Raw genomic sequence first — 25180 nt, 5'->3', positions numbered from 1 at the left:
TCCTTGGCGTTCGGGATCCTAGCCAGTACCCAGTGATCGTACCGGAATACGGTAGCTCAGACACGGTGCCCCACTCAGCCTATGACCGGCTGCTCTTCTGGCAACCTAAACAGCAACCGTCGGTGGCTCAGGGCCAGCGCGGCGGCAGCCGAAACGATCCCCACACGGCCGATGAACATCAGACTGGTAATCACCAGTTGGGCGCCGGTGGACAGATCGGCAGTAATTCCCATACTTACTCCGACAGTAGCGAACGCCGAGATGCATTCAAACAAGACTTCTTCCAACGAATGCTCTGTGAGCACCAGTAGTAACAGCGAACCGACCACCACCGCGCCAACGCCCAATAGGGCTACAGACAGCGCTTGGCGCTGAATCACTGTTCCAATAGCACGACGTCCCACGGTGATCTGCTCATGGCCGCGCGCCTCACTCCACACGGCGAAGGCGAGCACCAGAAAGGTGCCGATCTTAATGCCACCGGCGGTGCTTGCGCTTCCTCCACCAATGAACATTAGGACCTCTGTAACCAGCAAGGACTCGGACGAAGCCTGCCCATAGTCAATATTGTTAAATCCTGCGGTACGTGGAAAGACGCTCAATCCCATCACGCCCAGTGCTTTACCTCCTGGGGAAAGGTTCCCCAAGGTCTCGGGCCGGTTCCATTCGAACAGACCCAGAAGCAGTGCACCTATCACCAGCAGGCCGACACTTCCCCAGAGGGTCAGCGTGGTGTGTACGGACCAGCTCTTCTTTGAGCCATTGCCACGAAGCAATTCGTAGATCACCGGAAATCCCAATCCGCCCAGAACCACCGCGACGCACAGCGGGACCATAATCCACGGGTCACCTGCGTGGCTGATCAGGCTATCGCTGTAGAGGGCGAATCCAGCATTATTAAAAGCAGAAATCGAGTGGAAGACACCGCCCCAGATGGCGCCAGCCGGATCTGCGGGATTAATAACCCAGAACCGTACCGACAGCACGAGGGCTATCGGTGATTCGATGGCAAAAGTAGTTTTGGCGACAAAAACGAGTATCCGGCGCACATCGCCGAGGTTTAAGGCTTGGGTCTCCGAAGCGGCCACAAGTTGTGTGCGCAAGCCCAGTTGTTTGCGCACTAACAACGCCAGAAGTGAACTCAAGGTCATGATCCCGAAACCGCCCACCTGGATCAGCAACAGGATAAAACCTTGGCCTATCTCAGTCCAATAGGTAGCAGTATCTACCGTAACCAAGCCGGTGACGCAGACAGCGGATACTGCGGTGAACAAGGCTGGCATGAAGCCGCCAACCTCTGGGTCAACTCGCGAGATGGGCAAAAGCAGCATGAGCGTTCCAAACGCAATTGCGGCTAAAAATCCTAGAGGAACCAGGCGGACAGGATTATTCAGCAATGCTTTGCGAACTGGTCCGGTCAGAGCACTGATGACCTGCGCTGCGTCGTGGGAACGCTGGACCCTCATGAACACGATGCTGTCCACCTTTGTGCACTCTGCGAAGTTTTGGTCATACCAATGCATGACGCTGATACATTCCCATTGCACCTCCCCAAGGCCCCGCCAAGACCGGCTCTTAACGCCGTCTTAATGCGCCTTGGAGGAATCTTGATAATGGCTTCACATCACGGCCATTCCTGTGCTCAACGACACAATTTCTTTCGTTTGAATGCTCCCACTGCCAAAGAAAAGAGACTCTCGATGCCGAGATCTCAAATCTCGCCATCAACCAATCGTATGGATTTTAAAGGTATAGATCAAAGGGATTTCCCTCTGGACCGTTCCGGGTCGGCTTGCGCACCAATAGAGTATTTCTGACGCCTCATAAACGTTCACCCTAACTTGCGTACAATCACTATTTCCTGCGTTGACTGGGCTTTTAAAAATATTCCTCCCAAAGGGGCGCTTACTTGCCAATTGAGGCGTACTGTACATTTTCGTGAACAAAACAAATGCGCAGATCCAAGGGTCGAATCAGGCACCAGCAGCCAAGGTGCCATCTCGATTGCGCCTGTGGCTGACCGACAGTTCAGTCGGCCAGGAAGACACCAGCAACGAGGGCAAGCATGGTGCCAAATGGTGGCAGGTAATGTGCCTTTCAGGTCTGGATTACTTCTCTACGCTCGGCTACCAGCCAGCTATTGCCGCGCTTGCTGCCGGCGCACTCGCACCCTTTGCAACATTGATACTTGTTGCCGTCACCTTGGGCGCCGCTCTGCCGGTATACCGCCGCGTTGCCCAAGAGTCCCCCCACGGCCAAGGTTCCATTGCCATGCTCGAAAGGCTCATGCCGCATTGGAAGGGCAAAGTATTTGTCCTCATCCTCTTAGGATTCGCAGCCACCGACTTTATGATCACCGCAACCCTGTCGGCCGCGGACGCTTCAGCACACCTCATTGAGAACCCGTTCACCCCAGACTGGTTCACCGGCAAGGAAGTGCCGATCACCCTAGTTCTACTCATCTTGCTCGGTGCGCTGTTTTTGCGTGGCTTCTCCGAGGTCATCTGGATTGCCGTAACTCTCGTGTTCTCATTCTTGGCACTGAACTTGGTCATCATCATCGTTTCGGCCGCCAACATCATTGGACACCCGGTCACGGTCAGCAACTGGGTGGACTCACTGTTCACCGCGCACGGGGATCCGATCATGATGTTGCTGGTCTGCCTGCTGGTGTTCCCCAAGCTAGCTTTGGGCCTGTCCGGCTTTGAAACCGGCGTTGCTGTCATGCCCCAAATCTCCAAGGCTCCAGGTGATACCGAAGCGAACCCTGCTGGACGCATCAAGGGCGCAAAAAGCTCTTGACCACAGCAGCGCTGATCATGAGCGGCTTCTTGGTCCTGTCATCTATCGTGACCACCATCTTGATCCCAGCTCGAGAATTCCAAGCCGGCGGTGAGGCCAATGGCCGTGCACTATCGTGGCTAGCTCACCACCTGATGGGTGACGCATTTGGAACGGTCTATGACATTTCCACGATTCTCATTTTGTGGTTTGCTGGCGCTTCAGCGTTGGCTGGCATGCTGAACCTTATTCCGCGTTACCTGCCTCGTTTTGGCATGGCTCCGGCTTGGGCCAGCGCAGTGCGCCCCTGGTTCTTGTTGTCATCCTGGTAGCCATTGGCATCACCGTTCATTTTGATGCAAGTGTTGATGCGCAGGGAGCCGCCTATGCCACCGGTGTTCTGGTGCTCATGAGTTCCGCGGCCATTGCGGTAACCATCTCGGCACGACGGCACGGTGAAAGAGGCAAAACAATTCTCTTTGGAACTGCCAGCCTGGTCTTCGTCTACACCACGATTGCCAACTGTGTTGAGCGCCCGGATGGCTTGAAGATTGCTGCCTTCTTCATTGCAGGAGTGCTCGTGGTCTCGATACTTTCTAGGTTCCGCCGCTCCACTGAACTTCGCGCCACCTCGGTCATGTTTGATGACTGCGCAGTGGACATCATCCAGAAAGCCAGCAGCGCTGGGTTGCTCCGACTGATCGCCCACGAGCCGGTGAAGATTTCCAAGCGGCGCTACCTGCACAAGCACCAGCACGCTATCCTTGCCAGCCATATCCCGCAGCGTGCACAGGTGGTGTTCCTGGAAATCAAGGTCAGTGACTACTCGGACTTCGCCCAAGATATTGAAGTTCGCGGTATCACCCGTCATGGTCAATGGATTCTTGAAGCGACAGCCCCATCGGTTTCTACCTCGATTGCGGCCATCTCCATGGCTATTCGAGATCAGTACAAAGTAATGCCACACATCTACTTCCGCTGGACCGAAGGCAATCCACTGTTGAACCTGGCCAAGTTCATTTTCCTTGGACAAGGTGAGATTGCCCCCTTGACCCGCGAAGTTTTGCGCGAAGCAGAGCCTAATCTGCAGCGCCGGCCCTGGGTGCACGTGGGCTAGTCCAAATCATCCGCTTCTGCGCGTCATGCACCAGGTCGGTACCAGCCATCAATGGCCGGCGCCGACCTGGTCAATATCGTCAAGGCTCGCGTTGGCACCATCCAATACAACATTTTTGGCTAGCGGCAATTGGTGCGAAGCACTTTCGATAATGTGCATCAAGTATCCCCCGGTATTGGGGAAAGCCACTACATCGCCTTTGGCTACCCCTTGCGGGAATTCGAAGCGCCGGCGCAGGATGAGTTCTTCCTCGATGCAGTACGCACCTACGAGGAAGCCACTGTATGGGGAACGATCGTGCGCATGCCTTCCCGAAGCTTTGATGAGAATCGGGTCGACCAAGAAGTCCGCGGCAGTAGAACGGCACTGGGTGCGATTCATATGAAGTCCCACCAGGCTCACCCCGTCGTTGCGTTCCTTGGTAAACGCCACCTCGGACAGGGTCAGTCCACACCCATCAAGTAGCGAACGTCCCGGTTCGCAACGCAGCTGGATCCCCCGGGCATTGAGCATCTGGCCCACAGTCTGGGACCCATCAGCACCCCGAGCGATGAGAATCTTCTCCAGCCATGGGCCGCGAATCAGTTCTTGGTGATACGGATACAAAGCGGTGCTGGCCTGCGGCCCAGTGGCGCCCAGCCGGTCAGATTTCCAAGTTAATGATTCATCACCCTCAGGTACTTCGGCGAGCGCTTCCCAGAATCCAGACCACTGCTGCGAATCATCAAGATAAGACATGGGAATACCGCCACCCATATCTACAAATTTCACCTTATGACCCAGCTGTGCCAGGGCGTCTGCAAATTCCAAGGACTCTTGCAAGACTAGTGCCCGCTGTTCGCCGCTGTAGCCGTTAAGGTGGAAGTGCACACCAACAATGCTGAAAACTTCGGGACTATGTATCTGGGCAAAGAAGTCCAGCCATTGCTGAGCGCTCAGCCCAAACCTGGTGGGCGCAATCGCCGGGTTGCTTGAGGCCAGACGCAAAGCCACCGGCACCGGCGTTCCGTCACTCGTAGTCAATTCCAAGAGATCCATGACTTCATCGGTGTTGTCCAGACTCAGCACGACGTCATTCTCTACCGCCAACTTCAGCAGAGCTCTAGATTTCACCGCGGCGGTGACAATCAGCGACTCTGGGCTGACACCGCGTCTCAAGCATTGATCCAGCTCATTGAAGCTCGCCACATCTACACCGCATCCCTCGGCCACGGCTTTGTCGATGGCACCCAGGGTCTTGTTGGCCTTGCGTGCCAAATAGATTTGGAAATCAATGTCATGCACTGCCGCGGCATCCCGTAATTCAGCGACGTTCCGGGCCATGGATGAGTAATCATGAACGTTCAGTGGTGACCCGTAATCGGACAGCAATTCTTTGCATAGCTCCGGATCCTGAACCAGGCTCTCCATCCATGGTTCTAGTCGGGCAGTCATGGGCAAGGTTCCGTGCATCAGCGGTGGCATCAGTTGGCTACTTTCTGGCTTCGAGCGTTCACTTGCGCCATGATGCGCCGGGCCCAGCCCCGGTACTCCAGGTGCAAGGTTCGATTCAAGGTGTCATGGCCCAAGGTGGGGTCTTCGGTGGGGCGTCCTAGAGCACTCAAGGATTCGTTGCGTGAACCTTCGGCATTGATACAGGTCCCGTCGGCATCCGTGAGCAGCCCGCGCTCGCCGGTCCTGATCTTGACCTCGCCGGCAGAGAGTAACGAGCTGATCAATTCGTTGGCGGGTTCTCCGTCAGGGAAGGCAGCTGCGAGCACACCGGGAGGTGCGGTCACGGCATCGATGGTTAGGACGCCGCCGGTATGTTCCATGCCGGATGTTTGGTGCTGGAGCATTCCGGCGTCGTACAGGGCCAGCAGTTTCTGCGCCGTCGGTTCTGGCGGTCCGAAAGCCATGCGTTCAAGATTAGTGGCCGCCGCGTTGAACTTCTTCCGGTCCGCCGGGGCCCACTGGTATCTAGCCAGTGCGGTCACTAGTTCTGAATACAGGCCAGACCAAACGATGGCCCACACCCATTCATGGGTTTGCGGCTTCAGCCCACGGTGCGCATCAAGGGTATATCTCATTTGTTCAAAGGGACTGGCCAGAGTGGAGAACTGCTCTGATCTCCCGTTATCCACCGTTTGTTTTAGGGATTCTTTGCTCGCCGGAACTCCGGCGCTACCGGCGATGTCCATGGCGCAAGCTAAAAGGATCCGCCACATCTGCTCGGTGTGGTGTTCGCTAGTGTTGCTCCACTGGCGCAGTTGTAACCGGTAGTTATGAAGAATGTCCTGCGCTTGGGTCGGAAGGCCCATGGGTTTGGGTGTCATCGGGATACAGTGACGCGAGAGCATGGTCATGAGCCGTGGTTCTTTTCCGCTGGGCACATATCTCAAGCGGCCCGGTGTCCCGTCCTCCGAAGGTGCCCATTGCCCGCCACGTCCCTCGGTCAACGTCATGACCACGTCATAAGCGGTCAGTGCTGCACCGCGGATCCGCACCGTGCTTCGGTCGGGCACCTTATGCTGAGCATCGGCCGAGCGCTCTACCGTTAGTTCAGCCGCAGTTATGGTCGTTGCCGACTTCTGCTCGTGTTGGTAGCCAGCGAGTCCATGCCCAGTGGCGATGACTACCTCGTCATAGAGGTCGTACCAGGAGTCGCTGGTCACCAACCACTGTCCTGCTTGGCGTTCCACTTTGTGCACTGCTGACGCCCGATGTGTGACCGGCAGTTTCCCGTGCTGTACCAATCGTTGAAATTGCTCGCTGAGGTACTCCCCGACAAGAGCCCTCGGCGGAAAGACCTCATCGGTAGTTCCCTGCAATGCGTTATTTCTGAATTCGTTGAACGTCTGATCGCACAGACTGGATGACGCGTCGATAATGCGCGAGTTGACGTTCAATCTCAGTTCGTTGGGCTGCGTGGTATTCCATACCCGTCCGGCTCCCGGCGGGTATGGGTCATAAACATCAACCTGAACTGTTTGGGCTTCGTTGTCGCTGAGCACATCGTTCAGTTCCAGCAAAGCAAACAAACATTTTGGTCCGCCTCCGATCATCGCTATGCGGATCATCGTTCAGCATCAACTTCTAACTCAGCTAAATTTGCAGACTGAGGCGACTCACCGAGAGTTTTTGCACCCATTCGTCGTTGTAGACCGTGTGGAGATAGGGAACCCCCGAATCGTGCACGAGGAAAGCAACCCGTGATCCTTGGGGAATTTCTGGGAGCATTTTCCCCATGGCAGCGACGATTGCTCCGGTAGATGCTCCAGCAAGGATGCCTTCCCGCTTGGCCAGTAGTCGGCAGCCACGAACCATTTCGATTTCAGGTATACGTAAAACTTCGTCGGGCTGTACTTCTAGGGACAGCTCAGGGACGATTCCTGCACCCAGACCAGGCAGGCGCCGTTCGGCCGATTGGCCGCCAAAGAGCACCGAGCCCAGCGCATCCACCGCAATCAGTTTTGTTTTGAGCTGATGTTCTCGCACGTACTTTTGGCATCCGAGAATCGTGCCAGTGGTGCTGGTGGCGACAAAGAGCATATCTAGATCCCCACCCATCGCCTCCATGATTTCTGGCATGGTCGTGGAGTAATGAGCCTCGGGGTTGCGCGCAGACCCGTACTGGTTGGTGGTCACCGCACCAGGGTTTTCTGCCAACAGGGTAGCGACCCGTTTCCGGCGTGCGGCAAGTCTGTTGCCATCGGGTGGATCCACCACTAGGTCCACGGTTGCTCCATAGGCACGCATGATGTCTAGGGCTGATTTGTTGGCGTTTTCATCAACAACGGCAACAAATCTGATGTCTCGCACGATGCATTGCCGGGCCAGGGAAATCCCCAAGTTACCTGAAGTTGATTCCACCACCATTCCGCCAGGCTTCAGTTCACCTGTCTCTAGGAATGCTGTGATCAGGGATTCCGCGGTGCGTTCCTTGGTGCTGCCAGAAAGTTGTAATGAGTCCAGTTTGGCGAATATTTCAATTTCGTTGGCATCGAAGAGACGCTCAAGTTTCACAATGGGTGAATTGAAGGGTGTTAAAGCACCGGTAACTTCCATAGTCACTACTCACATTCTTACGGCGGAGAACACTGCTGGCGGTCATTTCGATGTCAGTAGCTATGAGCTTGACTCGTCCCGTTTTTAGCAAGTCTATGTGTAGAAGTGAAGTGGTGGCTACCGGTGCCAGAGATTCAGATATAAGCTCCAGACCTTGCTCTCTTGCCGGTCAGCTGGCGTTCTGAGATTCCTCACTTACTAGGTGCTCATGAGCTACAACTTGGCCTCGGTCTCGTTGTTTCCAGGACAGACCCAGATAGAGCAGGAAGCTGACGAAGAAGCACGGAAGGGTGGCGCCAATTGGGCTTGGGAAGAGGTAGGTCAGCAGGTAGGCGACAACCGCACCTGCCACCCATACGGCAACGGCAATCGGGTTCACTCCGTTGCGGTACCAGTAGGCTCCACCGGTGTGGCGCAGGATGTCACGCGTGTAGCGCGAACGCTTGAGCAGGTAGTAGTCCACAATCATGATGGCGAAGACTGGAACGAAAAATGCACCGATGAGCGTCAAGAAATCAGTGAACTGATCCAGTAACGCTAGCCAGGTGGCTCCGAGGATGGAAACTGTACCGACCACCAAAGCTGTAGCCAAGAACGGCAGTTTACGTTCGGGACGAGAGTTGACCACCGAGGTGATCATTCCGTAGACCGCCATCGTATTGGTGGCCATCACCGATAAGAAAATGGCAATAGCCAGTGGGGCGCCAAAGGCTTCAACAAGGATTGTTGGATCAAACTCTGTTGCTTGGTCACCGGAAAGGATGACGTACCCAATAGCGGTGGCGCCAAGGATCATTGCCAACACGGTGGAAAGCGTATAGCCAATGCCTGAACCGACAATGCTGGCGCGAGTATTGCGCGCCATGCGGTTGATATCGGCCGATAGCACAGTCCATGAAATCGCCGTGGCAATCACGATATCCAGAACGATAAACGGTGTGTACCCTAGCGAGGTATCAACTGGGATCGCAGCAAACTCTGCAGGATTGTATTTGCCGAAGGCCATGGCAAAGACGTAGGCCATGATGGCCAAGATCAATACGGCAAGCCAGGGTTCAACTCTCGAGATTCCTTCGTGCCCAAACAGTGCCAGTATCACTACGAAGACTTGGCAAAGCACTGAGAATAGGACAGGATTGCTGAACCCGGTCGTGGAGGCAATTAGATAGTTGACGGTGACGCCCGCCAGCATGGCTTGCACCCAGCTCCATCCCATCAATACGATGACATTGGCCGCCACGGGTAACAAGCTGCCTCGCGTGCCAAAAGCTCCGCGGGTGATGGCCATGGTCGGCAGCCCGGTGCGGGTGCCAATGTTTCCGATCAACACCAAGATGACGGCACCGATCAACGTTCCGGCAACGATCATCACCAGCGCCAGTGAGAAGTTCAGTCCGGGTACAAAGAAGGTTCCGGTCAGAAGTGTGGTTACCACGAGGTTTGCTGCTAGCCAGATCATGCCGATGCGGCCGGTGCCCAGCTGTCCGCGAATCGGGCCGGAGCTTTCGGCGCCGGCTTCTAGCTTCTGTTCAAATTTGCGGTAGAGATTCATGCGTTCTCACCGGTGGCTTCAGCTGGTGCTGTCTCCGGCACCGTTGAAAGGTGCTCGTGGATGGCTATCAGTGAGCCGTCTGTTTCGTGGCGGAAAACGATAGTTTCACGTTCTACATAGGAATCAGTGGTGTAGTTCTCTGGATCATTTCCAGTGCGGGTTTGTGTTGCCACGGTGTGGCTGAAGACTGCACCGCCAACGAAAACATGAACCAGTTGCTCAGTGGACTGGCATCCGGTGACCTGCCATCCATCACTGAGCCAGCTGTCCCAGAGTTTTTCGTAACTAGCGCGGTCATCTAAGCGGGATGCTTCGGGGTGAAAAATGAATGATGCTTCGGGCGCGAAGAGTGAGAAGTATTCTTCAGTGTTAGTCGTGCCAAATGCTTTCACGATTTTGGCGGCGGCGGCCAGAACGTCTTGTTCGGTAGGTGCAACTGTGCTCAACGGTTCTCCCAAGGATGAGGTCCGGATTCGGACGCTTCGAGGTGGGCATATGGCGTGAGATGGATTACCTATATGCATTTTTTGTTTACCCTAGGTGATCAGTTGGCACCGGTCAATGAATTCCGCTCTTATGACAAGCACCCTATGACCACGAAGTTACAGACATTTCGGACGTTAAATATAGACTATGCACTTTCAGTGCAATATGATGCACTAATGGAGACCAGCGCGGAGCGGCTCGCTCAAACCATCGGCACGCGAGTAAAAAACGAACGCAAAAAACACGAATGGACGCTGGATCAGCTCGCTGAGCATGCCGGGGTCAGCCGCCGCATGCTCATCAACGTTGAGCAAGGGACAGCCAACCCCAGCGTCAGCATTTTACTCAAACTTTCTGATGCGTTGGGACTAGGACTGCCCGCCCTGGTTGAACCGCCGGAAGCACGCCACTCTAATGTGACGCGCGCAGGCGAAGGTGCTGTCTTGTGGAACGGTGAGAATGGCGGCCGAGGAATTCTGGTGGCCGGCACCCAAGCCCCTGAAGTCGTTGAGCTATGGGACTGGAATTTAGCCCCCGGCGAGCGCCACGAGAGCGAAGCCCATGTTGCAGGAACCCGCGAACTTCTGCATCTGCTCAAAGGCTCTATCACCGTAGACGTTGATGGTGAAGCCCATGAGCTCAAAGCCGGTGATGCCATGTCCTTTGACGGGGACACCGCCCACTCTTACTCAAACATTCACAAGACCACCGCCATATTCAGCCTGTGCGTATTCGAACCAGGCGTGGGCCACACACATAAGACGGAGAACATCCATGACGAATAGACTGACCCCCACCGAATTCCTCTACGGCTGCTCCATTGACCCCTCGGTCATAGAACTACGCACCGACTACCGCGCACTACTGTTGGTGGTTGAAGGTATCGACCCACAGGCGAATTCTGAGATCGCTGATGAATTGATCAACAAGGCAGAAGCTCACGCCAATGAGTTATTGGCCTCCACCCCAGTGGATCAGCTACCGCAGATCAGCGCTTGGCGCGAAGCTTACCGCGGGTTTGGCGCCAAACCTCAACGCACCCGCAACAGCCTCGAAGCACTCACTCGTCGCGCGGGCACAGGCTTACCGCGTGTGAATGCATTGACTGATATTTACAACGCCATTTCCGTACTGCATCAAATTCCGCTCGGTGGCGAAGACTTTGATCTCTATGACGGACCGGCCATGCTCACCCGTGCCACCGGTGATGAATCCTTTGATACGACCGCCGGTGGCGAAGTGGTGCTAGAGAACCCTGAAGCAGGCGAAGTGATTTGGCGGGATAATACCGGGGTGACTTGCCGCCGCTGGAACTGGCGCCAAGGTAAGCGCACCGCGCTGTCCCAGGACACCACTACCGCTTTTTCATCTTGGATGCTTTGGCACCCATGACCGATGAAGAGCTAGAGGCAACCGGCGAAGCCTTGAGCCAAGCCTTGGAATCTTTGGGCACCGCAGTACAAGTGTCCACGCGGATGGTAGGTGCCCAGTGAACCCTCGCTCCACACTCAATGGCCTGCCGCCGTGGACCTTGGCGGTTACCGCGATGCTGGCAGTCCAGCTATCCAACGCCACGTCCGTCTTTGTCATCGGGCAGGTTGGCGCTGGCGGTACGGCATGGCTTCGCATGTGCTTTGGCGTTGTTTTCCTCTGGATCATAGCGCGCCCAAATTTCCGCTCTATTCGCAAGCAAGACATTCCAGCGTTGATCGCACTAGGTGTGGTCACCGGTTTCATGACCGCGTTGTTCCTCGAAGCCGTTGACCGCATACCCCTGGGCACTGCCGTATCCATCGAGTTCCTCGGTCCGCTCACCGTTGCGGGAATCATGAGCAAAAACCGCAAGGCGTTGATGTGGCCAATATTGGCTGTCCTAGGCGTTGTACTGCTCACCGAACCGTGGCACGGGAAAATTGACGCAGTAGGTGTGATGTTCGCACTGGGCGCCGGAACCTGTTGGGGCTTATACAACATACTGACTCAACACGTTGGTGATCGCTTCTCGGGAATCAGCGGCTTGTCATTGACCATCCCCGTGGCTGCCATCGCAACGATGCCGGTGGGCCTGCCACAAGTTATCAGCCACGATTTTGCGTGGTGGACTCTGCCCGCTGCAGCGGGCATTGCCCTCATCACCCCGGTCATCGCCTTTGGTTTGGAGATGTTGGCCCTCAAGCGGATGACGCACACCGCTTTTGGCACATTGCTTTCCATCGAACCGGCCTTTGGCATTCTTATCGGCTTGCTCGTTTTGGCCCAGACCCCAACCTGGTTCCAAGTCTTTGGCATCATTATCGTGATCGCTGCCGGAGCCGGGGCACAGCGCGGAGGGCGCCGCACGAGCGATGACTTACCTCTGTCAGATCTGCCGCTGGAAACTCAAAAATAGTTTGTTGGCTACTGCTCAATTTCGCATAAAGATATCGCCCAAGATCTTCTTGATCTTGGGCGATATCTTTAGTCCAACTAGCGGATCCTGAACTCGGAGAACGACTGGGGACTCTCCGGGAGGTCAGAGCTGATCGAACGTTTTCTGTTCGTTTGCAACATAGTCACGGATAGCACTGCCGGCAACACTCGCCAAAGCCATCGCGGTAATACGTCCAGCACCGCCGAATTATTGGCCGGCCGCCGGAAAACCCAGGGCTGTAGTGCCATCAACAACCAATGGAAGAATGACGGCGCGCAGGCCCGAGCCCACTTCATTGAGCTCAGCAAAAACCGTACTGCATTCTTTGCAAACTTTACTGTGCTGCTTTAATGCCTTCTCTTCTTTGCTTTTATTAGAGCCAAGGATCAAAGGGAGAAGATGCTTGCGCACATCAACGCCCCGCTGGGACAGCACGCACGGATCCTTCAGATGTGCTGCAAGATACGCCTAACGCTGACCGTCACGTGCGCGGATGGCGAGGGCTGAAACGGCAAAAGGCGTCACACCAAGAATCGGAGCAAACTCACGCTGCGGCAGGCGCCCCATCTTTCCATCACGCCCACCTCGCTGATAAAGCAAGAGGCTGGGGATACGGTGCGTCGATTTTAGGGTTCACCGGCAAGGAACTCGGTAAAGAAATACCCCTCTATTATCTGCCCATAAAGGCCAAGAATTAGTGAACCGGAGGATGCTCCGCAATGCAGAAGAGGTTGCCTTCTGGATCTGCCAGAGTAGTCCACTGAACGTGCTCAAATTCTTCGAGGACGTCCCATTTGTGTGTAGCGCCCAGTTCGATCACCCGCTGAACTTCTTCTTCCCGTGTTCCCCAAGGGACCGTGAGATCCATATGAGCGTCCTGCGACTGCAAACGTGGCCCGGTGGCAGGCTGGAAGAACATTCCAAAGCCGTCAGCACTGGCAGGTGCCAGGTAGAAGCTGTCGCCTCCACCAGAAATTTGGTTGCCGGTTACTGCTGCCCAAAAGGTGGCCTGTGTTTGTGGGTTGTCGGCGGTCATGTTTATTGCGCCCAAGGAAATCTTTGCTGAGGTCATGCCTTTACCGTACTCCTAGGCACCGACCAGATGCCCTTTGGTTCTCACTTCGGGTCACTCACTCCGGGCCAGAACGGCAATCGCCCTCAACCATGATCAATGGTTGAGGGCGATTCTCATTTGTTCAATGATTCCTAGTGTTCGCTGACGCGCTCGCCTTCGGTGCCGTTGTTCAGCGCCAGGGCGTCTTGAGACGTTCCGCGCTTCTTCAGGTTCTTGCGCACCAGCGGCCAGAAGGCGACGAGCACCGCGGTGGCCAGCAAGCTGGTCCACACCTGGGTTCGACCGCTCTCGGAGCTGAGCATGACTCCCAGCACGCCCGCGATAGCAACAAACAGCACAATGTTCAGCCATGGGTGCAGCCACACCTTCAGCTTAAGATTCGCAACCTCTTCGGAGGTCATCTTCTGGCGTAAGCGCATCTGTGTCAACGAAATGAAGACGTAGACGAACAACGCCACCAGACCGGCAGAGTTCATGATGAAGTCGAAGACTCCCGAATCGGGAGCAGCGAAGTTCACAATAGTCGCAATCACCGCACCGGAAGTGGAAGCCACCAAAGCCCACAATGGGACGCCGTTCTTGGAACGGCGGGCCACAAACTTAGGAGCGAACCCTTGATCAGCCAGCGCGGCGAACATGCGCGAGGCAGAATACAGTCCAGAGTTGAGCACGGAAATCACCGCGGTGAAGATGACCAGCTGCATGATGATCGCAGCTCCCGGCAAACCGAGCAGTTCAAAGACCTTGGTGAACGGGGCTGCGGCTACGTTCACTGGTTCAGGCAGCTCATCCCATGGAATCACCATGGTGATGATCAATACTGCTCCGACAAAGAAGAGCAGGATACGCCAGATCACGGTACTGGTCGCCTGTTTAATTCCCTTGGCTGGGTCCTCAGACTCGGCCGCTGCCATCACGGCGATCTCGGTGCCGAAGTAGGAGAAAATCACCAGTGCCACACCGGTGAGCGCCACCCCATAGCCATTCGGGGCAAACCCGCCATGATTCCACAAGTTGCTCACCGAAATTTCGGTATCAGGCCACAGGCCCAACGAGAAGAGCAGACCAGCGCCGAGGAAGACCACGATGGCCAAGACCTTGATGCTTGCCAGCCAGAATTCGACTTCGCCGAAGGTACGCACAGAGATGGCGTTAGTGCCGATGAAGATTAGGATCAGGATCAGCGACCAGGTCCAGGCAGGGAGGAAAGCAAACCAGGAGTTCAGGGTTTCACCGCCAAGCACCGCTTCGTAGGCGAGCACTCCGACCCAGAAATACCAGTACAGCCAACCCACCAGGTACGCGGCCCAATTGCCCAGCCCTACTCGGGCATACTCCATGAAGGAACCGACCGCAGGGCGGGTAGCTGCCATCTCACCGAGCATCCGCATGGCAAGAAATACCAGCAAGCCGCCGATGAGGTAAGAGATAATTGCCGCTGGACCCACCGAACGGATGACGTTGCCCGAACCGACGAACAAGCTTGCGCCGATGATTCCGCCGAGGGTAATCATCATGACGTGGCGCGAGCGAAGCTGCTTGGGCTTAACTGTCGTTCCGGTTGGGGTGCTGGAGGGATCTTGTGTTCCTGCCATGGTGCCTCACTAGAGAAAGGTTCAATCTGCACGCGTTGCTGCAATGATTTTTCGTACGGTTCAGCATAAACGGTTCGCTGTCAGCGAAGAAATTGCGTGTCTACGCATGCAGAGTGGCGGTGGGAATCTGGACCGCCCAATGAACCGAGCAAGTGCGGCTCCTGGACGTCTTCACTTGAATCCCGCCGCAATCCCGAATGCAACTGTGAATCCACGCGGAATCCACACGGAATCCAGCGGGATATCAACGCGACGTACGTCCAAACCCAGTCCAAAAGTCTTCCGGGTATGCCCGGAGGAAGATGGATTCACGAAGCGTTCTCGATAAAGAAGCAACGTGGATCATGCGCATCAAAGAACCGAACGAAATCACCTTTTAACAAGTCAGTTATGGCTCTCATATATCAAAAACGGTCAGCCAGAACCTCAAATCTTGTAATCAAACAACCGTGACCGGATATGCGCTTCAAACGCCGCCACCGTCGACTCAAAGTCATCACGTTGAACATTACTGATCGCGTTCTTCGCATCATTCCACACATGCTCAATCGGATTATGATCTGGAGCGTACGGCGGAAAATTGATCAAATGAACATCCTGCAACGTTTCGCCCTGAGCTAGCTCTGCACGTAGCAACTGGTTCTTATGCCACGTCGCGTTATCCCACACAATCACAATCCGTTTCCCTGGATGCAACCCCACCAACGTTTGCACAGCTTCAAGGATCGTGGTGGCGTTCTGCCAATCCAACCGCAACGTCAAACACTGGCCCGTATTCTGATCCAAGAACCCGATAAACGACTGCGAAGCCTTCTGCCGGTCAACCTTCACCACGGTTTTCGTGCCCTTCTCATACCAAGCCCGCCGGAGAACGGCTTCCTGATCAATACGCACCTCGTCCGCAGCGAAGACCAACGTGTCCTCGTCAGCTAACGGGACCGTGAGTTCTTCACGGATCTCTTTGATCCGCAGGTCAATGGCCTTGTCATCGCCTCGTCTGCGGTCAAACTTCTCTGGCTTATGAAAAGACAACCCCGCCATGCGCAACAAGAACTGATACGAAGTCGCAGACGCATATTCAACGTTGAACGTCGTGAATAACCAGTGATCTAGTTTCGGAACATCCCAGAACTGTGCTGGCAAGTACTGGTCACCTGGCGGCTGGGAGAGGACCTGAGCGATAATCTCTCGTTGCTCCTCAGTGAGGAAACTACGGTTCAGGTTTCCTGCATGACCTGTAAACAAAGACGCCATACGCTGCTTACTCCAGTCCCGGGCCCAGTCCTCCAGCGTGGAAGGTTCACGGTCCACGAAGTCAGCAACAATCACCGGGTCAACACCCGCAGAAAGCAGGAGTACTGCTTCTGCTTTATTCACCACGAGTTTGTGGGGAGCAGTGTTCTTGTAGTCTTTGAGCAGTCGGCGTTCAGCGTCGGTGACTTCGGGGTTTGGCATACCCACAAATTAACACTCCGTGTGGTTCACGCAAGCATTAACGCGCCGGTCGGGTTTAGGTTATTGAACCCGCTTTTGAAGTGTGCCCGCCATAAGTGCAAGTCTTTGGCCAACCAGAATAAGCTGGTCACCCTCTAATAATCATTGAATGTGAGCATGAAAACTACTAAACGACTGTCTTTGAAGATTATCCCTGTGACTGCTCTGGCCGTGCTGATGGCTGGTTGCTCTACGCAAGGTACATACGAGGAAACGCTGATTTCTGAGGCGAAGCCTGGTAAAACTGTCATGCTTCCGCAGCAGGATTCGCCCATGGAATCTTGGGAACGTGTCGCAGTAGTGTGCCCGTATTCCTCGGTTTCTGCAGATCTGCCTGCCCCGATGAAAAGCGTGGTGGATCAGTTGGATGCTGACTCCGGGGACCAGCGACAGTGGTTGGTCTTTGGACAAGGGAATGATGCCCAGCCGGTTGAGTTGAGCCGTTCGAAGGTTGATTTCTGCTCTGGAAAGTCAGACTACTTAAAGGCGTTCCCGGCCGATCAGCAATGGTCGGTTCAGGAAGGCCCCGAGGGAATCATGGAGATGTCTCCTACTAATTCTCAGGGATCTTCCTCGTAGGAGGTCTTCCCGTTGGTTTGAAAGGCTGCCAGTGAGCGATAGCTCGTTGGCAGCCTTTTTGTGGCCTAAGGGGAGTATCCGAGGTTTCGTACGGCTTGGTTTTGTGCGTATGTGATTACTTCTACGCGTTGCTGGGGAGAAGGCGGCGCCTATGAGAGGAACTTTTCCACGTTCTCGTAGTAGTCCTGCGAGAGCTTCACATCTTCGCCGTATGGCTTCTGGGAGAAGTGCACGAGTTCGAGTAGTCCTGCAGGGATGCCCGAGCCGGTGACAATGGCACGGCCTCGGGGCAGTGCGCCCAGGTCGGAGACTTCCAGGATGGGATGTAGCTGATCTTTTAATGCACTGATCATCCATTCAGGAAGTGATGGTGTGTGGTCGGGCTCTGCTGTTGCCTCAACCGAATCGTAGAGTCGGCCCATTTGGACGATGACGTCTTTCAAAGACCGAATTTTCGGGTTGTTGCCCAAGCGCGCAACCCCAGAGGGGCGTCGCCGCGTGAGTTCGTCGGCGACTACACTCCACAGCTGACGGCATCCGTCCAATGGCCCGCGCTGGAGGGACGCGAACGCGCTGCTGACTAGGGTAGGATGAGACCGCAGACCTAACGCGAGTCGCTGACCACAGCACTGTTCTGGAGCTAGGGTACTGCTGCTTCCTTGATCAAGGAAGCTACGAACTACCGATGCTCGACCCTGAACACTTTTGTCGCGCCTCAAAATGATGACAAGCAACGATTGCCTGCGCGTTTGGATACCGTCCCTCTGCACAGGACTCATCTGCCAGCCCGGGCCAAAACGCCCGGGCAGAAAACCCAGGAGTAGCTTTGCCCCGTTCCCATTACGCTCTGGCCCTGGCAGCCAGCGCCTTCCTCGTCTTGCAGCCGCTGGGACCTGCTGCAGCTGACGAAACATTGACCGTTCCCAACCCGGCGTCCACCAGTGATACCGGGGCGTGGGCTTCGAGTTCCGTGGCTATTCCTGAAGGGCAAAGCCCGCGTTCGGTGCAGGGGCTGATCGAGACAACAGCCAGCAGCGGAGAAATCCAGCTGCGCGTTGGCCAGAAGATTCTCAAGACCTTCCCGGCGCAGCAGGCAGGAGAGTTCGCTATCGACCTGGATGAGCCAGCGCGCACGTTGCTGGCGGACGCGGAAAACGGCGGTCGCCTGAGTGTGGGCGCAAGATGGGTACCGGAGGACTCTGCCGGGCGTTGCCTGGCCGCGCAACCCGAAGAGGTCAGCTTATCCGGCCTGCGCATCAAGGTCGAGGGCGAGGCGGCCGCCCCGCAATCGATCGCTCAGTTCTTTGCCATGTCCCCGAAACGTGTTGCCATCCAGGCCACCGACCAGTCCGCAGCAGCTGCAATGACCGCCGTCCCGGCGATCGCCACGGCATTCGGCGACGCCGATGTGTCTTGGGAGGCCAAGAACCCTGATCTGACGGTTCGCTTCGACGCGTCTGGCGGGAAGCTGAAGCTGAAGCTAGACCGGGCGGGCAAGACCCTGACCGTGTCCGGGGATGCACAAGAATTTGCGGGGTTGGACTCGGTGCTACGCACGGAGGCCATCAGCCTTGCCACCGGCACCGAGACCACCGCCAAAGTCACACCGGATGAGCCGGTGCGGTGGGCGCCACCCGAGGAATTGAGCCTGAAGGATTTGGGGCTTGAGAATCCCCGGTTGGAAGGTTACGGGCAGTCCTCGCTGTATACCGGGGTTGATGAAGCAGTCTTCGGCGCCAGCATGCAAAGTGTGCTGATCCACCTCGAGGGAACGCACAGCGCGCTTCCGAGCAGTGCCGAGGCTGCATTGAATGTGTATTGGAACGACAGCCTGGTGGGTTCCTATGCGCTGGATGCGCAGGACACCTCCATCAACACCGACATAGCCGTGCCCGAAAGCCTCGTGAAGGGGCGCAATGGCCTGCGGATCCAGCTCGATGCCGCGGCCGTCGGAGCCGAATGCCGCACCGCCGGATCACTGCCGGTCCAGGTGCACCTTGATGGCGCGGCCAGCTCGATCACCCCGGCCTACGGAACCAGCGCGACCCAAGGCTTCGAGATGCTGCCCCAGGCCGCTTCGGGCCAGATCGCCTTGGCACTTGGCCAGTCCGCGGAACCATCCGATGCCTACCTGCTGGCCACGGGGCTCTTGGCCTCCCTGCAGCAGGCCAGTGGTATTCCGCTGCAGGTCACGCTGCTGCCGGAAGATAAGGTGGCGTCCTCCCCGCTCAGCGCTATTGTCGTCGGGGCCTCGGCGGCTACCATCAATGAGCTGGGTGCGCCACTGCGCCTGGAGGAAATGCGCACCATCGACGAGGGGATGCTCTCCGCCGGGGTCGGCACCGAGGCGCCGTACGCGGCACTGCAGGCATTTACCAGTAACTCGCGCACCATCCTGGCCGCCGGGGGCTGGGCACCGGGTGATGCCACCGGCGCGGCCGAGTTATCGCGGGCCGATGGTGGCTCGCTCTACGCCGACCTGGCCCACCAGGTGCTCGCTTCCGAAGGCGGATGGTCCGCGCTTTCGCGCAATCTGCTGATCGCCCAGCCAAATGCCGAACCAGTACTGCTGGAGAGCAATTCCGTCGTGCCCCAGCCATCGCGCACCGATGATTACCGGATTTATGGGTGGTGGGCCGTCGGCGGCCTGGCCGTGCTGGTAGCACTCGGTGCCGCTGGCGCTCTGGTATACCGGCGCACCAACCGCAAGGCGCGGGCGCAGGCAGAAGCCGAAGCGAAGGCCGCCGCCCCATCTACTGCCCACGATGAGCTCTAGTTACGCCTCGGCCGCCGCACAGGTGGCGCCAGTTCGGCTCGCATTGCGAGGCTGGCGGCGCGCCTGGCAGCTGCTGGATGCGCCGCCGGAAGACCGCAAGGTTCCCGGCACGCTGCTGATCGCAGGCTTCGCGCTGGCAGTGTCCCTTGCGGTCAGCGTATATACCGTCAGCACCGGGTGGGCGCTGGCCTATTCGGATGCGCAAAGCCACCTGACCATCGCCCGGCGCATCGTTGATTCCATGGCTCCGGTTTTGCCCAGCTGGGCACCGTATGGCTCCCGGTGCCGCACCTGCTGCTGGTGCCGCTGGTCCAGCTCGATCCGCTGTTCCATTCGGGGTGGGCCGCCGCGCTGCTGGGCAGCTTCTCGCTAGCCGGCACCGCAGCCGGGCTCTACCGCATTGTGGCCAGGCTCGGTATCGGGCGTGCCGGGCGGCTGAGCATGGTCCTGATGCTCGTGACGAACCCCAGCGTGCTGTATCTATACACCACCGCACTCACCGAACCGGTGCTCCTGCTGTTTCTCGTCGCGGCGCTCTCCGGTCTCACCCGATGGGCGCTGGGCACGCGGCGCATGAGCGCAGGGGAGCTGGCCATCTTCGCTGGCCTGCCGACGGCCGCGGCCATACTCTCTCGCTATGAGGGCTGGATGCTGGCGCTGACCGGGACCATGTTCGTGATCCTGGTGACCATCAGGCGCACCCGCTCGGTGCGCCAAGTCATGATCATGGGCGCCGGATTCGCCTGGATCCCGGCACTGTCGGTGCTCTGGTGGCTGGCCTACAACTGGGGTATTTATGGCGATCCGCTGGAATTTATGTTCGGCCAGTATTCGGCCAGCGCGCAGCAGTCCTCCATCAGTGGCAGTGGCCTGCTGCCCACCAAGGAAACCTCGGATTGACCCTGGTGACCTTCCATGCTTCAGTGCTGGGAACCGCGGGGACGCTGCTGCTGGTCATGGCGGGCGCCGGATTGTTCGTGGCCGCCTACCGCTGGCGCTTGTCCACGGCCGGATTGGTATTCTGGCTTACCGCCAGCGCCTACGTCTTCGCGGTACTAAGCATGTACATGGGCCAGACCGCGATTAACAACGCCCACTCCTTGCCGAGCACCTGGTGGAATAACCGCTTTGCAGTGACTGCCATGCCGCTGTATCTGGTGGCCGCCGCGCTGGCCGTGGACCGGGTATTCGCGCGCTTCCCGGCGCGCGCGGCAAGGGCGGTTCTGGCCGGGATGCTGCTGGTCGCGACCGTGCTGCAGGTCAATTGGTGGGCCAATGGGCCGATAGCTCGTGCTCCCGTGCTGGCCGAGGCGCAGATGAGCCGGGACTCGACCCGCTACTCCACCGCGGCCGCGCGCTGGCTCTCCGAGCACTACGATGGCGGCTCGGTGCTTATCGATGAGAGCGCACGCGGCAATTCGGTCGTTCCGCTGCTGGGGATTGACATTTCGCAGATCTACCTGAGGGCCTCGGGGGATTTGTTCGACCAGGCCCTGGCCAATCCGGCAGCGCACGCACGCTGGATACTGCTCAACGTCGAAGAAGAAGGATCCGCCATCAACTCGGGCCCGGTGGATCTTGTGGACCAGGCGTTGATCAGGCTGCCGTCAGTCCGGGCGCAGTACCACACCGTCTACAGCTCACCCACGCATGCCGTGTTGCAAAGGAACGACTGATGAATACTTCCTCCATTCCCCTGGGGCAGCTGCTGATCGAGCATGGTCTGGTGGATCAAGCGGCGATCGACCGCGCCTTGGCGGACCAGCGCCGCGAAGGCGGCCTGCTGGGCCGCCACCTGCTTCTCAACGGCTCGGTCGACCGCCGCGCGATGTACCGGGTGCTTGCCGCGCAATGGCAGACCGAATTGGTGGACTTGGTGGCAGATCCGCCGCAACTGGATCTGCTTGTGCAACTCGACCACACCTGGGCACTGTCCTCCGCGTGGCTGCCCTACCGTTGCGAGGGCGATAGCACGGTCATCGTCACCTGCGAGCGTCCGACCGAGCTGATGGTGGCCGAAGCCGAAGAGCGCGTGGGCACACCTGTGCGGGTTGTGGCGGCCACCGACTGGGACATGCAGCAGGCGCTGCAGTCCGCGTTCCGCCGTGAAATGCTCTATGACGCCTCCGATAAGCTCTCCGCCGAGGAGCCCTCAGCGTCGGCGCGCGTGGCGCTGACGACCTGGCAGAAAGTGCTGCCGGTGCTGCTGGCCGCGGCGCTGGCCGCCGGATTGCTACTTGATGTGCGGCTTACGCTGATCGTTGTGCTGTTCATCGCGAATATCAGTTTTGCCTCCAGCATCCTGTTCAAGACGCTGGCCAGCGTCAACGCCCCGATCCAACGGGCCCGCGAACGCCTGGGCGCGCGGATGCTACAGCGGTGGCGGAAGGATTTGGGGGTCGCCGTCGATAGCGGTGGACGCATCCCGGATGATGAATTGCCGGTCTACACCATCTTGATCCCGGCCTTCCACGAGGCCAATATCATCGCGAAGCTGCTGGATAATATCGGGGCGTTGGACTACCCCCGCTCCAAGCTCGAAGTCCTGCTGCTGCTGGAGGAGGATGACGCGGAAACGATCGCGGCCGCCAAAGCCGCAGCCCCGCCAATGAACGTGCGGATCCTGGTGGTACCCCGAGGCGTGCCGCAGACCAAGCCCCGCGCCTGCAATTACGGGTTGGCGCTGTCCAGGGGCGAGTTCTGCGTGATCTACGATGCCGAGGACCGCCCCGAACCGGACCAGCTGCGACTGGCCATTGCTGCTTTCCGCGAGGATGAAAGAATTCGGCGCGACGTGGATCCCACTGCCCGACCCCTGGTGTGCGTCCAGGCGGCCTTGAATTACTTCAATGCCGAGCACAACGTGCTCACCAGGATGTTTGCTGTGGAATACTCGCACTGGTTCGACTCCATGCTGCCTGGCATGGAGGGCACCGGCATCCCGCTGCCGCTGGGTGGCACATCGAATCATTTCCGCTCTGCGCAGTTGCGTGAGCTCGGCGGCTGGGATCCGTGGAATGTCACCGAGGACGCGGATCTGGGGCTGCGCGCCAGTGTGCGGGGATTTCGGGTGGGGATCATCGATTCGACGACTTGGGAGGAAGCCTGCTCTAAGGTCCCGGCATGGATCAAGCAGCGCACCCGGTGGATCAAGGGTTACATGATTACGGCTGCCGTCAATATGCGTCGTCCCCTGCGATTCGTTCAGCGTACCGGGTTCGGGGAGCAGTGGGCATGATCGGCCTGATTGCCGGGACTCCGCTGGCGTTCTTGTCATACCCGCTGGTTCTCGGGTTCACGATCTTCACCTATGTCGGTGTCCGGTTTATCGGGCTGCAACTTCCCACGGGTTTACTGAGTCTGGGCTGGGCGACCATGCTCTTTGGAAATGCCATGATGATTCTGGTTTCGGGGCTGGTGTCCTGGCGCCGCTACGGGGCCAGGGTGGCCGTTTTCGCGGTGCTCAACCCCGCCTATTGGGTCTTGCACTCCATCGCCGCCTGGCGTGCGGCGTACCAGATGGCACGCACTCCGCATGTCTGGGAGAAAACCCCGCATGGGCTCGACGAGGAGGAAGGCTTTGCCCCGCCAAAGGAGAAGGCCCAGCGGTCCTCGACACCCGGAGAACCTTGAGCCCTGCTCTGCCATGGCATGCATTGATGGCGCGGTTACTTCGTCTGATCGCTATTGATTGACCGCTGCCTGCGGTTTGCGATGGTGCTGAGCACATGGGTCACGACCAAGCCAGCGGCGATAGACAGGACCCACCGAAGAAGCATCGGGATATCGGTAAGAATATCCAGCGCCACATTGGCGGCAAACGCGACAATGACGCTGGGGATGACAATCATGTAAGTGCGCATGAGGTCGACTCTTCACGAGCTCTGCTGAAAAATCAATGGACTAATCATCATTTGCCCTGGTTAGTCTGAAATCATCTGCCTCGGTCCCACTAGCGATGATCGAGAATGTCACCGAAAGATGGCACCATAACTGGGCTTATACATCGGGAAGCAACACCAACTGCCGGGGATTGACGCAGCCGGATGTAGGTAGCGCCGTGGCGGCAGGAGATTTAGTTTTCGGATGTACGGGACCAGTACGCCATGAGCTGCTCCTGGCCTTGCTGCTCCGTGAGACCAGAGATTTCTTGTTCAGACAGATGCAGCTGGTCTTTTAATGCACTGATCATCCAGGCAGGCAGGGAGGATGTGCGGTCGGGCTCTGCTGCTGCCTCAACCGATTCGTAGAGCCGGCCCATCTGGACGATAATGTCCTTCAAAGGCCGAATCTTCGGGTTGTTGCCCAAGCGTCCAACGCGTGAGGTGAGCTCATCGTAGACTTCGCCATCTGAACGGGCCCCTACGGCCCAGATTTCAGAGATATCGAGGATGGGTATCCCGGAGGCGTCTTCGGTGATGCGCCAAACAATACGCCAATCCCGGTCTCCGACAACTAGTTTGCGAAAACCAACCAGGGCGCCAAGTAGGGGTTCGCCGGCTTCCGGTGACTTTTCCAGCAGCAGCATTTTCTTGAACACCGCGCGGACGATCTGGGGGTCTTTCTTGTGAAGGCGATGCAGGTCGGATACTGCGTCTTCGGTCAGCCGAACAATGCACAGCCGGTCCTGGGATGGATTCACGAATCCTCTGTCTTAGCTTCTTCGGCATTTTCTGCTTCAAGCTCTGCACGGTCCAGGTTAAAGAATTCCATGGCTTGATCGAGGGTTGTGCGTACGCCGCTATCCGTCGCAAAGCGTGCCATGACCAATGCGGCATCGCGAAGTGTCTCCCGGTCCTGCCGCAGCTGAGCGATTTCCCGGGCTGACACCACTTCGGCTACGACCTTGCCGTGACGCGACAACGCCGTATCGTTGCCTTCTTCAGCGGCTGCCACCAACGCGGAAAGGCCGGAGCGCGAGGCTTCAGTGATGCTCAGAGTAGTCATATGAAAACTATATAGATTTCTACCTAGAATTTCACCTATACAAGATTTTCCAGCATCGCTCGTTGTGCGCGGAGGTGCAGGAAGGCTATGCCCGCAAGAGTTTAGAGCAGTCGCCGATCCTAAGAGCGGCGAAACATACAAAGTCCACCTGACATTCAGATACGAGGATTTGGTAATGGAAGGGAGTTCTCGCAGCTACCTCTGTTCCCGTGAATCGAAAGCCGATAACCTATCTTATGTAAAGTAGAAAAGACTTTATTTGCTTTCACCGCACATAATGAACTTTCAGGTAACGCCTCGCATCGATCCCCGACCCTGGGC

The 25180-nt window shown here is 57.3% G+C and carries 23 protein-coding genes and 1 pseudogene; 10 read left to right on the top strand and 14 right to left on the bottom strand.

Translation table 11 applies throughout. The features are described from left to right. Window positions 1-74: 74 nt before the first annotated feature. A complete protein-coding gene (locus N6V40_RS04440) occupies window positions 75-1466 on the bottom strand; it encodes a TrkH family potassium uptake protein (protein ID WP_262199167.1) in 1392 nt (463 codons plus the stop codon). Between the two features lie 622 nt (window positions 1467-2088). Between N6V40_RS04440 and N6V40_RS04435 the strand changes: the two are divergent. Continuing rightward, window positions 2089-3898, top strand: a pseudogene (locus N6V40_RS04435) (amino acid transporter). Window positions 3899-3946: 48 nt separating this feature from the next. On the opposite strand, the gene N6V40_RS04430 reads toward N6V40_RS04435, so the two are convergent. The 5 genes from N6V40_RS04430 to N6V40_RS04410 form a co-directional block, all read right to left on the bottom strand. Beyond that, window positions 3947-5332, bottom strand: a complete 1386-nt coding sequence (locus N6V40_RS04430) for an alanine racemase (protein WP_262199166.1) — start codon at window positions 5330-5332, stop codon at window positions 3947-3949. A gap of 29 nt (window positions 5333-5361) precedes the next feature. After that, complete coding sequence (locus N6V40_RS04425) at window positions 5362-6942, bottom strand: FAD/NAD(P)-binding protein (protein WP_262199694.1); 1581 nt, start codon at window positions 6940-6942, stop codon at window positions 5362-5364. A 40-nt stretch (window positions 6943-6982) separates the two neighbouring features. After that, window positions 6983-7945 (bottom strand): pyridoxal-phosphate dependent enzyme, encoded by a 963-nt coding sequence (locus N6V40_RS04420; RefSeq protein WP_262199693.1) that lies wholly within the window; start codon window positions 7943-7945, stop codon window positions 6983-6985. 169 nt (window positions 7946-8114) lie between these two features. After that, window positions 8115-9497 carry a purine-cytosine permease family protein gene (locus N6V40_RS04415; protein WP_131089389.1) on the bottom strand — a complete coding sequence of 461 codons (1383 nt, stop codon included), beginning with the start codon at window positions 9495-9497 and terminating at the stop codon, window positions 8115-8117. Beyond that, window positions 9494-9943 carry a YybH family protein gene (locus N6V40_RS04410; protein WP_242632504.1) on the bottom strand — a complete coding sequence of 150 codons (450 nt, stop codon included), beginning with the start codon at window positions 9941-9943 and terminating at the stop codon, window positions 9494-9496. Before N6V40_RS04410 ends, N6V40_RS04415 begins: the two co-directional genes overlap by 4 nt. 216 nt (window positions 9944-10159) lie before the next feature. Between N6V40_RS04410 and N6V40_RS04405 the strand changes: the two genes are divergently transcribed. The 3 genes from N6V40_RS04405 (at window position 10160) to N6V40_RS04395 (ending at window position 12372) form a co-directional block, all read left to right on the top strand. Beyond that, on the top strand, window positions 10160-10768 hold the full coding sequence (locus N6V40_RS04405; protein WP_262199165.1) for a helix-turn-helix domain-containing protein: 609 nt from the start codon (window positions 10160-10162) through the stop codon (window positions 10766-10768). Continuing rightward, a complete protein-coding gene (locus N6V40_RS04400; RefSeq protein WP_315973768.1) occupies window positions 10758-11375 on the top strand; it encodes a B3/B4 domain-containing protein in 618 nt (205 codons plus the stop codon). The genes N6V40_RS04405 and N6V40_RS04400 overlap by 11 nt, the downstream gene beginning before the upstream one ends. A 97-nt stretch (window positions 11376-11472) precedes the next feature. Beyond that, the gene (locus tag N6V40_RS04395; protein ID WP_315973767.1) at window positions 11473-12372 is read left to right on the top strand and encodes an EamA family transporter; all 900 of its coding nucleotides are present in this window, start codon (window positions 11473-11475) and stop codon (window positions 12370-12372) included. A gap of 228 nt (window positions 12373-12600) precedes the next feature. Here the strand turns inward: N6V40_RS04395 and N6V40_RS04390 are convergent, their stop codons facing one another. The 4 genes from N6V40_RS04390 to N6V40_RS04375 form a co-directional block, all read right to left on the bottom strand. After that, window positions 12601-12828 (bottom strand): hypothetical protein, encoded by a 228-nt coding sequence (locus tag N6V40_RS04390; protein ID WP_262199164.1) that lies wholly within the window; start codon window positions 12826-12828, stop codon window positions 12601-12603. Window positions 12829-13087: 259 nt separating this feature from the next. Further along, a complete protein-coding gene (locus tag N6V40_RS04385) occupies window positions 13088-13465 on the bottom strand; it encodes a VOC family protein (RefSeq protein WP_262199163.1) in 378 nt (125 codons plus the stop codon). Between the two features lie 134 nt (window positions 13466-13599). Continuing rightward, complete coding sequence (locus tag N6V40_RS04380) at window positions 13600-15063, bottom strand: amino acid permease (protein WP_262199162.1); 1464 nt, start codon at window positions 15061-15063, stop codon at window positions 13600-13602. Window positions 15064-15489: 426 nt separating this feature from the next. Next, the gene (locus N6V40_RS04375; RefSeq protein WP_262199161.1) at window positions 15490-16524 is read right to left on the bottom strand and encodes an IS630 family transposase; all 1035 of its coding nucleotides are present in this window, start codon (window positions 16522-16524) and stop codon (window positions 15490-15492) included. A gap of 150 nt (window positions 16525-16674) precedes the next feature. Here N6V40_RS04375 and N6V40_RS04370 point away from each other — a divergent pair, with 150 nt between their 5' ends. Further along, the gene (locus tag N6V40_RS04370) at window positions 16675-17136 is read left to right on the top strand and encodes a hypothetical protein (RefSeq protein WP_262199160.1); all 462 of its coding nucleotides are present in this window, start codon (window positions 16675-16677) and stop codon (window positions 17134-17136) included. 149 nt (window positions 17137-17285) lie between these two features. On the opposite strand, the gene N6V40_RS04365 is transcribed toward N6V40_RS04370, so the two are convergent. Next, complete coding sequence (locus N6V40_RS04365) at window positions 17286-17606, bottom strand: hypothetical protein (protein ID WP_262199159.1); 321 nt, start codon at window positions 17604-17606, stop codon at window positions 17286-17288. Window positions 17607-18106: 500 nt separating this feature from the next. Between N6V40_RS04365 and N6V40_RS04360 the strand changes: the two genes are divergently transcribed. The 5 genes from N6V40_RS04360 (at window position 18107) to N6V40_RS04340 (ending at window position 23545) form a co-directional block, all read left to right on the top strand. Beyond that, window positions 18107-19912, top strand: coding sequence for a cellulose biosynthesis cyclic di-GMP-binding regulatory protein BcsB (locus N6V40_RS04360; protein ID WP_262199158.1), 1806 nt, complete (start codon window positions 18107-18109; stop codon window positions 19910-19912). A gap of 282 nt (window positions 19913-20194) precedes the next feature. Beyond that, complete coding sequence (locus N6V40_RS04355) at window positions 20195-20812, top strand: glycosyltransferase family protein (RefSeq protein WP_262199157.1); 618 nt, start codon at window positions 20195-20197, stop codon at window positions 20810-20812. Beyond that, entirely contained in the window at window positions 20809-21588 is a 780-nt protein-coding gene (locus N6V40_RS04350; protein WP_262199156.1) for a hypothetical protein, read from the top strand. The genes N6V40_RS04355 and N6V40_RS04350 overlap by 4 nt, the downstream gene beginning before the upstream one ends. Next, complete coding sequence (locus N6V40_RS04345) at window positions 21588-23150, top strand: glycosyltransferase (protein WP_262199155.1); 1563 nt, start codon at window positions 21588-21590, stop codon at window positions 23148-23150. Before N6V40_RS04350 ends, N6V40_RS04345 begins: the two co-directional genes overlap by 1 nt. Further along, window positions 23147-23545 (top strand): hypothetical protein, encoded by a 399-nt coding sequence (locus tag N6V40_RS04340; RefSeq protein ID WP_262199154.1) that lies wholly within the window; start codon window positions 23147-23149, stop codon window positions 23543-23545. Before N6V40_RS04345 ends, N6V40_RS04340 begins: the two co-directional genes overlap by 4 nt. A gap of 35 nt (window positions 23546-23580) precedes the next feature. On the opposite strand, the gene N6V40_RS04335 is transcribed toward N6V40_RS04340, so the two are convergent. From N6V40_RS04335 to N6V40_RS04325, 3 genes are all read right to left on the bottom strand, one after another. After that, window positions 23581-23775, bottom strand: a complete 195-nt coding sequence (locus N6V40_RS04335) for a hypothetical protein (RefSeq protein WP_262199153.1) — start codon at window positions 23773-23775, stop codon at window positions 23581-23583. A gap of 212 nt (window positions 23776-23987) precedes the next feature. After that, window positions 23988-24554 carry a type II toxin-antitoxin system RelE family toxin gene (locus N6V40_RS04330; protein ID WP_262199152.1) on the bottom strand — a complete coding sequence of 189 codons (567 nt, stop codon included), beginning with the start codon at window positions 24552-24554 and terminating at the stop codon, window positions 23988-23990. Beyond that, complete coding sequence (locus N6V40_RS04325; RefSeq protein ID WP_262199151.1) at window positions 24551-24859, bottom strand: type II toxin-antitoxin system Phd/YefM family antitoxin; 309 nt, start codon at window positions 24857-24859, stop codon at window positions 24551-24553. The genes N6V40_RS04330 and N6V40_RS04325 overlap by 4 nt, the downstream gene beginning before the upstream one ends. Window positions 24860-25180: the final 321 nt, after the last annotated feature.

This window comes from Glutamicibacter sp. M10, from assembly GCF_025452055.1.
Taxonomy (GTDB): Bacteria; Actinomycetota; Actinomycetes; order Actinomycetales; family Micrococcaceae; genus Glutamicibacter.
The sequence above is the reverse complement of the archived record's forward strand: the minus strand, read 5'-3'. Positions and strand labels throughout refer to the sequence as shown.